General features: G+C 66.4%; 12 protein-coding genes. 3 read left to right on the top strand and 9 right to left on the bottom strand.

Annotated elements, in window-relative coordinates; all coding sequences use genetic code 11:
* Positions 1 to 56: 56 nt before the first annotated feature.
* The 6 genes from ACYQR9_RS23595 to ACYQR9_RS23620 all read right to left on the bottom strand — a co-directional run bounded on the left by ACYQR9_RS23595 (position 57) and on the right by ACYQR9_RS23620 (position 5,817).
* The gene (locus tag ACYQR9_RS23595; protein ID WP_461228225.1) at positions 57 to 1,163 is read right to left on the bottom strand and encodes a hypothetical protein; all 1,107 of its coding nucleotides are present in this window, start codon (positions 1,161 to 1,163) and stop codon (positions 57 to 59) included.
* Positions 1,164 to 1,236: 73 nt separating this feature from the next.
* Entirely contained in the window at positions 1,237 to 1,761 is a 525-nt protein-coding gene (locus tag ACYQR9_RS23600) for a SixA phosphatase family protein (protein ID WP_461228226.1), read from the bottom strand.
* Between the two features lie 12 nt (positions 1,762 to 1,773).
* Positions 1,774 to 2,754: an aldo/keto reductase gene (locus ACYQR9_RS23605; protein WP_461228227.1), complete on the bottom strand. Its 981-nt coding sequence runs from the start codon at positions 2,752 to 2,754 to the stop codon at positions 1,774 to 1,776.
* A gap of 231 nt (positions 2,755 to 2,985) precedes the next feature.
* Positions 2,986 to 3,837, bottom strand: coding sequence for an AAA family ATPase (locus tag ACYQR9_RS23610; RefSeq protein ID WP_461228228.1), 852 nt, complete (start codon positions 3,835 to 3,837; stop codon positions 2,986 to 2,988).
* Positions 3,838 to 3,973: 136 nt separating this feature from the next.
* Complete coding sequence (locus tag ACYQR9_RS23615; protein WP_056149950.1) at positions 3,974 to 4,618, bottom strand: hypothetical protein; 645 nt, start codon at positions 4,616 to 4,618, stop codon at positions 3,974 to 3,976.
* On the bottom strand, positions 4,615 to 5,817 hold the full coding sequence (locus tag ACYQR9_RS23620) for an ATPase (protein ID WP_461228229.1): 1,203 nt from the start codon (positions 5,815 to 5,817) through the stop codon (positions 4,615 to 4,617). Before ACYQR9_RS23620 ends, ACYQR9_RS23615 begins: the two co-directional genes overlap by 4 nt.
* A 362-nt stretch (positions 5,818 to 6,179) precedes the next feature.
* On the opposite strand from ACYQR9_RS23620, the gene ACYQR9_RS23625 reads away from it, so the two are divergent.
* Complete coding sequence (locus ACYQR9_RS23625; RefSeq protein ID WP_311276313.1) at positions 6,180 to 8,033, top strand: cation:proton antiporter domain-containing protein; 1,854 nt, start codon at positions 6,180 to 6,182, stop codon at positions 8,031 to 8,033.
* 232 nt (positions 8,034 to 8,265) lie between these two features.
* Here ACYQR9_RS23625 and ACYQR9_RS23630 read toward each other — a convergent pair whose 3' ends face one another.
* A complete protein-coding gene (locus ACYQR9_RS23630; protein WP_207411678.1) occupies positions 8,266 to 8,724 on the bottom strand; it encodes a hypothetical protein in 459 nt (152 codons plus the stop codon).
* A 311-nt stretch (positions 8,725 to 9,035) separates the two neighbouring features.
* Between ACYQR9_RS23630 and ACYQR9_RS23635 the strand changes: the two genes are divergently transcribed.
* Together ACYQR9_RS23635 and ACYQR9_RS23640 are read left to right on the top strand one after the other, a co-directional pair.
* Positions 9,036 to 10,211 carry a vWA domain-containing protein gene (locus ACYQR9_RS23635; protein ID WP_207411677.1) on the top strand — a complete coding sequence of 392 codons (1,176 nt, stop codon included), beginning with the start codon at positions 9,036 to 9,038 and terminating at the stop codon, positions 10,209 to 10,211.
* Positions 10,208 to 10,660: a bleomycin resistance protein gene (locus tag ACYQR9_RS23640; RefSeq protein ID WP_207411676.1), complete on the top strand. Its 453-nt coding sequence runs from the start codon at positions 10,208 to 10,210 to the stop codon at positions 10,658 to 10,660. Before ACYQR9_RS23635 ends, ACYQR9_RS23640 begins: the two co-directional genes overlap by 4 nt.
* Here ACYQR9_RS23640 and ACYQR9_RS23645 read toward each other — a convergent pair.
* On the bottom strand, positions 10,638 to 10,958 hold the full coding sequence (locus tag ACYQR9_RS23645) for a 2Fe-2S iron-sulfur cluster-binding protein (protein WP_056426135.1): 321 nt from the start codon (positions 10,956 to 10,958) through the stop codon (positions 10,638 to 10,640). The two genes, ACYQR9_RS23640 and ACYQR9_RS23645, sit on opposite strands and share 23 nt — an antisense overlap.
* Before the next feature lie 158 nt (positions 10,959 to 11,116).
* On the bottom strand, positions 11,117 to 11,443 hold the full coding sequence (locus tag ACYQR9_RS23650) for an Hpt domain-containing protein (protein ID WP_461228230.1): 327 nt from the start codon (positions 11,441 to 11,443) through the stop codon (positions 11,117 to 11,119).
* Between the last annotated feature and the right edge of the window lie 224 nt (positions 11,444 to 11,667).

Consider the following 11,667-nt stretch of genomic DNA (forward strand, 5'->3'; position numbering starts at 1 on the left):
GGCGAATGCAGGGGTGAGGTGGCGCGCGCGTCAAGCGAACGCAAGAACCGGACGCGTCATCGGTCCACCGCGCCGGGATCGACCTGGGCTGCAACGAGCCGTCCGATGGCGGCCTCGACCAGATCCGGCCCCGCCCGCAGCACGCCGAGTTCCACCGCCGACATGGCGAGCATCACCGGGGCGAGACGGGGCGAGGGCCGACCATCCGCATCGAACAACGCCAGATCGTCCTCGATCTTGAGGCCGACGCTGGCGGCGATCCGGGTGGCGTAATTGCGGATACGGACCTCGTCGTTCCCGCAGAGGGGCGCAGGTGCCGCCAGATCCTGCAGCCGTAGACCCGGTAGTCCAGCCGCGAGGGCGGGCAAAACCGCGGATTCCGCCGCGAACCGGTCCGCCAGCCGGGCGGACGGCGATGTCGCCCCGGTCTCGGACGGACTCGCGATGATCGGGGTGATCGCCGGACGGCCGATCGTCTCGGCAGCCCCCGCGACACGGACGGGCCTCGGCTTTTGCGCGCCCGCCATCCTCGCCAGCGGCGACCAGGGCTGGACCCGCAGCGGCCCGCCCCGCGCGACCATGCGGGGCTTGCGCATTCCTCCCCGTGCATGGCGGGCGAGGTAGCGGGCGCGCAGGGTCTTGCCGAGACCGAGCGGTGCGAGACCGGTGGAGACCTTTCCGCCCGAAACCCCGGCGCTCGAAACAGCGCATTCCGCCGGCGCCCATCGGCGGACGATGGACAGGGCGTTGCGGCGGCCGAACTCGCGATAATAGCGCCGGAGCAGGAGGGCCGCCGCGTCGGCGCCGTCGCCGGCTTTGGCGAACCCGGTATGGCCCTCCGCATCGCTGCCGATCTCGCCCCGCCAGCGGGCGCTCTTGATGCACCAGTAATTGTTGAGCTTGACGCAGCGCGCCACGAAAGCGGGCGGGACCGGCGCGTAGCGGGCGACCAGGGCCAGCGAAGCGGGACGCAGGGCCGTCCCCGCTTCCGCCCGCCAGTTCGACACCGCCCTCTCGCTGGCGAGAAAACTCGGGGCCTCGGAGGGAGGGGCTACCATCGCCACGGCAGATTCCGCGCGCGCGACGCCGGACTTCACGGCGTCGAGGCCGATACCCATGCGCGGCATCAGGGATGTCAGGACAAGAAGCGTGGTGACGAACACGGGATCAGCGGTGGCGGGCCATGGCACTGAGCAACGGCCCAGCCGGTGATCCGTTCAATCTCGCCACATAGGCTCAGGCGGCGTCATCGCGGTCGAGGCCCTTGGGCGTCACGAACCGTTCGAGCCGGCCCGCGCCGGGGCGGAACTCGGTCCAGGCATCGCCCTCGATATCGATGATGGCGAGCGCCGCGGTCGGAAATTCCACCGAGAGCCGCGCCCTCGCCTCGCGGGGGCCGTCGCCCACGAGATCGAGGGAGAGATCCTGCAGCCCGGGATTGTGCCCGATCATGAGCAGGGTCCGGATCTCGGCGGGCGTCGACCGGATGACCTTGAGCAGCGCACTTTCCGGCGCTTCGTAGATCGCGTCGACGATCTCTGTTTCGGGATTGCCGAGGGCGGCGGACATGCCCTCCCAAGTCTGTCGCGTCCGCAAGGACGGAGAGACGACGACCTTCTGGGGGATCAGATCCTGCGCCGCGAGATAGGCCCCCATCTGCGGCGCCGCCTTGAATCCGCGTGGGTTCAGCGGACGGTCGATATCGCGCACGCCCGGCGAACGGTCGGACTTGGCGTGGCGCAGGAGCATCAGGCGGCGCATGGAGGATGGACCTTACTGGAAGCCGACGACGGGGTGCGGCGTGTAGAGCGATTCGAGGGCGGAGATTTCGTCGGCATCGAGCGCGAGGTCGAGCGCCGCCACGGCATCGGTCAGGTGGGTGGGTTTCGACGCCCCGATGATCGGCGCGGTGACGATCGGTTTCTGGATCACCCAGGCCAAAGCCACCTGCGCCCGCGACACGCCCCGCGCTTGCGCGATCTCCGCTACCTTGCCGACGATGGCGCGGTCCGCCTCCTCTGCGGAGGCATAGAGCCGCTTGCCGACCTCGTCGGAATCCTGGCGCGCGCTGCCCTCGTCCCAGTCGCGGGTCAGGCGCCCGCGCGCCAGCGGGCTCCAGGGCAGCACACCGATGCCCTGGTCCGCGCAGAGCGGCAGCATCTCGCGCTCCTCCTCGCGGTGGAGGAGGTTGTAATGGTCCTGCATCGTCGAGAACCGGGTCCAGCCATGGAGATCGGCGGTGAACAGCGCCTTGGCGAATTGCCAAGCGTACATCGAGGACGCGCCGATATAGCGGGCCTTGCCGGCCTTCACCACGTCGTGGAGGGCCTCCATCGTCACCTCGATGGGCGTGCCGTAATCCCAGCGATGGATCTGGAAGAGATCGACATGGTCGGTGCCGAGCCGCTTCAGGCTGGCATCGATGGAGGCGAAGATCGCCTTGCGGGAGAGGCCGCCAGCATTGGGCTGGTCCTTCAGCGGATAATAGCACTTCGTCGCGAGCACGACGCTGTCGCGGTCGGCGAAGTCCTTGAGGGCGCGCCCGACGATCTCCTCGCTGGTCCCGTCGGAATAGTAATTCGCCGTGTCGAAGAAGTTGATGCCGAGTTCGATCGCCTGCCGGATGAGCGGGCGGCTCTCCTCCTCGCGTAGGGTCCAGGGATGGGGGCCGCGCTCGGGAATGCCATAGGTCATGCAGCCGAGGCAGAGCGGCGACACGTCGAGGCCGGTCCGGCCGAGTTTCTTCAGTTTCATGGACAATCCTCCGATGACATGTCGGCCCTATCCGGGCCTGCCTTCGCTCATCCCAAGGCCCGGCCTCGATGGCGACGCCCTGTTTCATGTCCCCGCGTCATCCTGGGGCCGCGTTGCGGAGCCCAGGATCCAGAAACGCAGGTCCGGCCCATTCCTGGCATCGTCACGGCTCTGGATCCCGGGCTCGCCTCCGGCGCTCCGGATGACGGCGCGGCTCGATACCCGCCCGTTTCAGCCCCCTCTTCCCTCGCGACGCATCATGAAGGCCAGCTTCTCGAAGAGGTCGACATCCTGCTCGTTCTTCAGGAGCGCGCCGTGGAGCGGCGGGATCAGCTTGCGGCCATCGCGCTCGCGCAGGGTCTCTGGCGAGACATCCTCCGACACGAGGAGCTTGAGCCAATCCAGCAATTCCGAGGTGGAGGGCTTCTTCTTCAGACCCGGCACCTCCCGCGTCTCGAGGAAGACCCGCAGGGCCTCCTCCACGAGGCGATGCTTGATGCCGGGGAAGTGCACCTCGACGATGGCCTTCAGCGTCTCGGCGTCGGGAAACTTGATGTAGTGGAAGAAGCAGCGGCGCAGGAACGCGTCCGGCAGTTCCTTCTCGTTGTTCGAGGTGATGATGACGATGGGGCGGCGCTCGGCGCGGATCGTCTCGCCGGTCTCGTAGACATGGAACTCCATCCGGTCGAGTTCGGTCAGCAGGTCGTTCGGGAACTCGATATCGGCCTTGTCGATCTCGTCGATGAGGAGAACCGGACGCTCGGGATGCGTGAACGCCTCCCACAGCTTGCCGCGCCGGATGTAGTTGCCGATCTCCGACACGCGCGGATCGCCGAGCTGGCTGTCGCGCAGGCGCGAGACCGCGTCGTATTCGTAGAGGCCCTGCTGCGCCTTGGTGGTGGATTTGACGTTCCAGGTGAGGAGCGGCGCGCCGAGCCCCTTGGCGATTTCCTCCGCGAGCACGGTCTTGCCGGTGCCGGGCTCGCCCTTCACCAGAAGCGGCCGCTCCAGCACGATGGCCGCGTTGACCGCGGTGGTGAGGTCCGAGGTGGCGACGTAATCGGCGGTACCGGTAAAGCGCATGAGGCGTCGGCTTTCTGTTGCGGCTTCATCCATTGGGAAGCTTCAGCCTCTGCGGAGCAGCCGATGCGCGCTTCCCCGAAGCGGGATGGCGACGGGTGCCCTCCCACTACCGAAATTCGGCTGAAGCGTAGAGCCCTCAGAGCGACTTCCCGTCGCTCCACACGCAGTTCGAGGCCAGGATCGCGAGGTTCACGTCGGATTTCTGCGGCTGCGGCAGAACCTTGCCGTCCATGGCGAGATCGATCTTCATCTCGACCTGGCCCTTGGCCTCGTTGGTCCGGCGGGAGAAGTAGCAATATTGCTGGAACGGCACTTCCTCGTTGGCGCGGAAGTTCCAGCCGGTGACGATCTGCCCGTCCATGTAGGGGACCTGCTTGAACACCGTGAAGGTGGTGTTCACCGTGGCCTTGGAGGCGGGGGCGGCGTCCTTGCCGAGCTGGGCCTGGGTCGGCGACGGGGAGGAGCGGACGGGGCCGCCTTCCAGTTTTAGGACGTTGTCGGTGAGGGTCACCTCGCCCTTGGTCTTCAGCGTCACGTCGGACAGCGCGGCCTGCATGGCGGCGGCGATCTTCTCGGCCGCCGAGTCGAACTGGTTCATGTAGGCGTAGCCATAGGACGCCGCGCCGATGCCGATGCCGGCGAGCGCCGCGAAAGCACCCGCCCCAATGGCCCGGAACAGGAAGGCGCGCGCGGCGGTGATCCTCGTCTCGGCCCGGAGCCGGCCGTTGACGCTCTGGGCCAGGACGACGTTTTCCGGCGTCCCCGATGCATGGATGCTCATGCGCCGGCTCCCGCATTAGCCGCCGGCGGGATGTGGATATTAGGTGGGGTGCGGCGGTCCAGCGGGATCACTTCACCCGTTGGCGTCACGTCGCGCACGGGCTTTGGCGGCGCCAGGCCCATCTCCTGGCGAATGGAATCGGTGATCGAGTCGAGCATGTAGGGCGTCGCCTCGAGGTTCACGGCCGCGCCGAGATCGTCCTCGTCCATGAAGGTCTTGCGCACCGAGACCGCGCAGAGCGCCAGGATCGTCGAGGCGAAGGCGGCGCAGAGGGCCGGCACGAACACGAAGATGCGCAGGAAGGCGTGGACCTGCGCGTCCGTCACGTCGATCGGATCGACGCCATAGACCATGGCGGTGAAGGAGTGGAGTTGCGAGCGGTTCACCGAATTGCGATAGGCCTGCTCGGCATCGGCGACCTTGCGTTCGGCAACGCCGCGGTCGAGTTCGGCCCGCGCCCTGCGGGCCTCTTCGAGGGACTTCGTCACCACCGCCCGGTCGGCGCCGGCCTTGCCGACACTGGCATTGAGGGTGGCGGTGCGCGGATCGGTGACGCATTTCAGGTTGGAATAGCGCTGGCCCTTGCTGTTGGTGCCAGAGACGCGCTCACAGCGCTGGGCGGGCAAGGCCGAAAGCTGGCTCGCATTCTCGGCGGCGCGCTTCTCGATCTGGTCGAGTTCCGTCGTGTACTGGGCCACACGAGCATCGGCGGCGGCGATGCGGTTGTCGATGGTCGAGCGGTCGGCCTGCGCGTCCTTGAGGGCGGTCTTGGCCTTGGCCGCATCCATGAGGCGCGGGTGGAACATCATCTCGCCGAGCTGCGACACCGACTTGGTGGTGACGCCTGCGGCGAAGATGATGCCGACGATGGCCAGCGCCCGGATGAAGTAGGAGCGCTGCGTGCGGGCCAGGATGCCCAGCGGCACGCGGCAGAGTTCCACCGCCGCGTAGACCAGCGGCGCGAGGAGCATGAAGTAGAAGGCCTTGTCGTCCCCGTCGCTGTAGACCCCGGCGAACAGCCAGGCGCCCCAGAGAGACGCGCCGATGACCATGAACTCGACGAGATACGCGATCCCGACATAGCCCCACTTGATCCGGTAGCCCTTCTCGAGATGGCGCTCGTGCGTCCAGCGCTCGGACTCACGGATCCAGTCACGTCGTTCGCGCTGAACATCCCGGTTGGGCGGCGACTTTCGCATGAGGCACTCGTGTCTTCAAGAAACGCGACGAACGACGCAACAAACCGTGAGGTAAGCTGGGGCTTAACCGATCGTTAAGTTCCGCCCTATGCGGCCATTGTGCCGTTTTTGCGCCATTCCGTATCGCAGCGCAAAACCCCTTCCGCGCCAGCGCGTCCCGCATGCATGGCTGAGTACGGCGAGGGATGAAATCCGCATGGGCCGGCAAAAAGCAGGTTGCCCAGGCGGTACATGGGCTTGCATGCTCTCCTCGCTGCCGGCGACCCGATGGATTCCCGCGGCCGGAGTTCCCTGTGCAGAACTTCGGCTGCCCCGTCTCGGCCAGCGTCGCGCGCACCACTCTCGGGAGATTGCCCAGCTCGATGACGGACGTTCACGCCGGATCCTACAAGGAAGCGATCATCTTTCTCGTCACCGCGGGCGTGGTGGTGCCGCTGTTCCACCGGCTGCGCATCAGTCCGGTGCTGGGCTTCATCGGAGCGGGCGCGATCCTCGGGCCGTTCGGCCTGGGGCGACTGGCCGACACGGTGCCATGGGTCTCGATCTTCACCATCGGCAACCGGTCCGAGATCGCGCATCTGGCCGAATTCGGCGTGATCTTCCTGATGTTCATGATCGGCGTCGAGCTGTCATGGGAGCGGCTCCGCACCCTGCGCCGCCTCGTCTTCGGGCTCGGATCGGCCCAGGTGCTGGCCTCCTCCCTCGTCATCGGCATCATCCTGTTCGCCCTCGAAGTGCCGTTGGCCGCCTCCGTCATCGTCGGCCTGGCGCTCGCCCTGTCCTCCACCGCCGTGGTCCTGCCGGTCCTGGCCGAACAGAAGCGCCTGAACACGCCCGCGGGCCGCGCCAGCTTCGCCGTGCTGTTGTTTCAGGATCTCGCCGTGGCGCCGATGCTGTTCGCCATCGCTGTGCTCGGCCGCAGCGACGGGGCGGATGTCGGCGGCGCGCTGGCCCTGGCGCTCGGACAGGCGGCCATCGCCCTCGTCCTCATCGTGGTCGCCGGCCGCCTCGCGCTACGGCCCCTGTTCCAGCTCGTGGCCCGGACCCGCTCGCCGGAACTGTTCATGGCCGCCTGCCTCCTCGTCATCGTGGCGACCGCCCTGACGGCGGCGGCGAGCGGCCTCTCGATGACGCTCGGCGCCTTCGTCGCCGGCCTGCTCCTGGCGGAGACGGAGTATCGCCGGGCGATCGAGGCGACGATCGATCCGTTCAAGGGGCTGCTGCTCGGGGTTTTCTTCGTCTCCGTGGGCATGAACCTCGACCCGGCCCAGCTGATGGCGGCGCCGAAAACCATCCTCGGCCTGTCCATCGGGCTGATCCTGATCAAGGGCGCGGTGATCCTCGTGGCGGCCCGGTTCCTCCGCATCCAGCGCGGCGTCGCGCTCGAAGCGGCGCTCCTCCTCGGCCCCGGCGGCGAATTCGCCTTCGTCCTCATCGGCGGCGCCATCGCGGGCGGGCTCGTACCGGATGGCCTCGGCCAGGCGGCGCTGATCGTCACGACGGTGACGATGATCGCGATTCCAGGGCTGGCGAGCCTCGCGCGCCGTCTCGGCAAGCGGATGTCCCGCTCCAATCTCGGCCGCGCCCGCGCCGAGCCGGTGCCGGACAAGCAGCAGAACCGCGTCATCATCGCCGGCTACGGCCGCGTCGGACGGCAGGTCGGCGAGATGCTGGCCCGCCACAAGATCCCGTATCTCGCCCTCGATGCGGACGCGGCACGTGTCTCCGAGCACCGCCGCCTCGGCAACCCGGTCTATTTCGGCGATTCCTCCAACCCGGAACTGCTGCGGCGCTGCGACATCGCCAATGCCCGCGCCCTCGTCGTCACCCTCGACAACCCGAGGGCCGTGGAGGCTGTGGTGGAAGCGGCGCGCGCGGAGCGCCGCGACATCACCATCGTCGCCCGCGCCCGCGACGCCCGCCACGCAACGGCGCTCTACGAACTGGGCGTCGACGACGCCGTGCCCGAGACCATCGAAGCGTCCCTGCAGCTTTCGGAAGCCGTACTGGTGGATGTGGGCGTCCCCATGGGCCTCGTCATCGCCTCGATCCACGAGCGGCGCGACGAGTACCGCGCCATGCTCAAGCGCAAGGAGACCGAGGTCAGGCCGGCGTTCCGCGCGCGGCGCACCGTGGGCAAGAACCTCGAGGCAGGAAAGGTGATGGAAGCTCGGGAAGCACCGTCGAAAGAAGAGCAACCCGCAAAGAGCGCCTGATCGATCTGGCGGAGCGTATCGTTCCATACGAACCGCCGTACCAATGACGTCGGAGTAGTGGATAATTCTAACGCGCGTCTTAAATCCGGCGGATCGACCAACGAATGCTCTTGCGATGGCCTGCAAGCGAGGTAGCCTCAGCTATCGACGTTGGTCGAAGACATGGTGCTGACTGGGCGATGCGGGCTAGTCGATCAGGAATCGTGCTTGGGACGAGCGGTACGGCAAGGGATCAGAACAAGCGGCCCTGTCCGCGCTCGGGCATGGTCGGCTTCGGCTGATCCGTCGGCGCCGCCGGCGCCGGATCGCTGGATTTGGCGCGGGGACGAGCGGGAGCGCGAGCCTTCGGCTCCGATCCCGGTGAGAAGCTACAGCGATAGATGATTTCGTCGGGCGGGCCGACGCCGGTATTGAGCGGGACCGCCAGGGTATCGCCGGAATAGCGCCAGTTGCGCGTACCCTTGTCCCAATAGAGCCAGACCGTCGAGGGATGGCCCTTGATGGCGAAGACCGCCGCCTTCTTCGAGATCGCCTGGACAGTGCGCGGTTCGTACATGCCCTTCTGGCGATAGGCTTCTTGGAACGAGGCTGGCTGGCGCTCGATGAAGGTGTTCCTTACGATCTGAATCGTCGCGCCCGGTTTCGCCAGAAACCGCTTGAAATCACTCAAGGAGCGCAAGACGAGCGCCATAACGTCCACCCTTACTCTGCCAAATACCCCGGCCCTGACTTGACGTTCACTCTGCCTCTCAGCTGTTTGATTCCAATGACAGTGTTGAAGGTGCAACGAACACAGTTTGCGGCGATATCAACAGAATTCCCGACTTATACCCAGCTTCGTCGGCGCCGAACGACGAAAGCGCGCCGCATATCCTACTGAATTCAAGATTATTTCCGTTATCCGGCTCACGACATTGGCCCACGAACCGTGGCACCGGGACGCGCTCCCACCGATGCGGATGTGGCCTTGACCCGAGCGCCGGGATCGCGCGTTCTCCGCCCATGCTGCTGCATTTCTTCACGGCCCTGCGCGATGCCAAGGTTCCCGTCACGTTGCGGGAGCATCTCATGCTGCTCGACGCCCTGGACCGCGACCTCGCGGACAAGAGCGTGGAAGAATTCTATCTTCTCGCCCGCGCGGCCCTGGTGAAGGACGAGCGCCATCTCGACCGGTTCGACCGGGTCTTCGGCACCGTGTTCAAGGGCATCGAGACCCTGGGCGAGGCCACGGAATCGACGGCGATCCCCGAGGAATGGCTCCGCAAGCTGGCGGAGAAGTACCTCACCGATGCCGAGAAGGCGGAGCTCAAGGCGCTCGGATGGGACAAGCTGTTCGAGACGCTGAAACAGCGGCTCGCCGAGCAGAAGGAACGCCATCAGGGCGGCAACAAGTGGATCGGCACCGGGGGAACCTCACCGTTCGGCGCCTATGGCTACAACCCCGAAGGCATCCGCATCGGCCAGGACGGCAACCGGAATTTTCGCGCGGTGAAGGTGTGGGACAAGCGCGAATTCAGAGATCTCGACGACAGCGTCGAGCTCGGAACGCGTAACATGCGGGTCGCCCTGCGCCGCCTGCGGCGCTTCGCCCGCACCGGCGCGGCCGAGGAGTTCGATCTCGACGGCACCATCCGCGAGACCGCCAACAAGGGCTATCTCGATGTTCGCCACCGGCCGGAGCGGCGCAATGCCGTGAAGCTGCTGCTCTTCCTCGATGTCGGCGGCTCGATGGACTGGCACATCGCCCTGGCGGAGGAACTGTTCTCCGCCGCCCGCGCCGAATTCAAGCATGTGGAGCATTTCTACTTCCACAATTGCCCCTACGAGCGCGTGTGGAAGGAGAACCGCCGGCGCCACGACGAGGCGATCCCGCTTTTAGACGTCCTGCGTACCTATCCGGCCGATTACCGCGTCGTCTTCGTCGGCGACGCCTCCATGAGCCCCTACGAGATCGTCATGCAGGGTGGCTCCGTGGAGCATTGGAACGAGGAGACGGGCCAGGTCTGGCTGGAGCGGGTGCTGGAACGATTTCCGAAATCGGTCTGGCTCAACCCGGTTCCCACCGAACACTGGGCCTATACCCAGTCGATCGGCATGATCCGTGGCATCGTGGCGAACAGGATGTTCCCGCTGAACCTCGAAGGGATCGACGGCGCCATGCGGTCCCTGGTGAGATGACGGACGACCGGATGCCCCAGGGCGGGTTCAGCCCGCTCGTTCCGGAACTCGACATCCGCGACCTTCCCGCCTCGCTCGCCTTCTGGTGCGGGGCGCTCGGGTTCGCGGTGGCCTATGCCCGGCCGGAGAACGGCTTCGCCTATATCGAGCGGGGTGGAGCACAGGTGATGCTCAACCTCGTCAACGGGAACTGGCAGACGGGCCCCCTGGAACCTCCGCTCGGTCGCGGGATCAACTTCCAGATCGCGGTGGACGCTCTCGATCCGATCCTGACGGCCCTGGACGCCGTGCCCTGGCCTCTGTTCCGGCCAGCCCACGAGGCCTGGTACCGGGTCGGTGAGACGGAAGTCGGCGTCAGGCAATTCCTGGTTCAGGATCCCGACGAGTATCTGCTGCGCTTCAGCGAAAGCCTCGGTCGTCGTCCGCTCAGCCTTGGCGAGCCGGCGTGATGACCTTCAGCCCGTCGAGTTCGGGCTTGATCCGAATCTGGCAGCACAGGCGGGACGTCGCACGCACGTCGGAAGCGAAATCGAGCATGTCCTGCTCCATCGGTTCGGCCGGCCCGACCGCATCGACCCAATCGGCATCGACATAGACGTGACAGGTGGCGCAGGCGCAGGCGCCGCCGCATTCGGCATCGATGCCCGGCACATTGTTGCGGATCGCCGCTTCCATGACGGTCGATCCTACGTCGGCTTCCACGGTCCTGGCCGTACCAGCATGGTCGACGTAGGTGATCTTGGGCATCAAAGACTCCAGGCTCGGACAACACGTCTGTGGCCGGTTGTGCAGCGCGACTGCCTTGAAGGCGCGGCCCATCGAATGCAAGCGTCACCGGACCTATCGCCCCACATTCCTGCGCTTACGTCGCAGATGCCGTCCCGTTCCCTTCAAGCGTGGCAAGATCAGCCAAGTGCGTCGATTTCCGCCAGGGTGGCCGTCACCGCCTCGTCGAGGCGGGCGACCGTCTCCACCGGAACCTCCCTCCCCTCGCGCAGGCGATCCTCGATGGACGCGGCGAGGTCGGCGACCGGCGCGGAGCCGATGCCGAGGGCCGAGCCCTTGAGCGTATGGGCGAGGTCGGCCCGCCGGTCCGGATCGAGATCCGCGTCGGCGATTCCGGGCATCAGCCGGCGGCACTGGCCGGCGAAGAGCCCGAGCAATTCGCGGGCGAGGTCGACGTCGCCGAATGTCTGTTCGGAGAGGTAGGCATGGTCAATCAGAGGGGTCACGGGTCTCCTCGCCTTAACCGAACCGGGCGATCGGGCCCGACTCGACCAGTCTATCCACAGGAGCGGCCGAGATCGTTCGCTTCCGTTTAAGCCTTGGGGCATCATGCAGAATGCCGACGGAATGAAACCGGCGCCAAGCTTGGTAACCATTCCGTTAAGGTTTTTTGGACGGTTCGATCCACTCGGGTATCCGGGTCTCGCGCCGAGGTCTAAACTTCCTTGGT

Source organism: Methylobacterium sp. CM6241 (assembly GCF_054817845.1).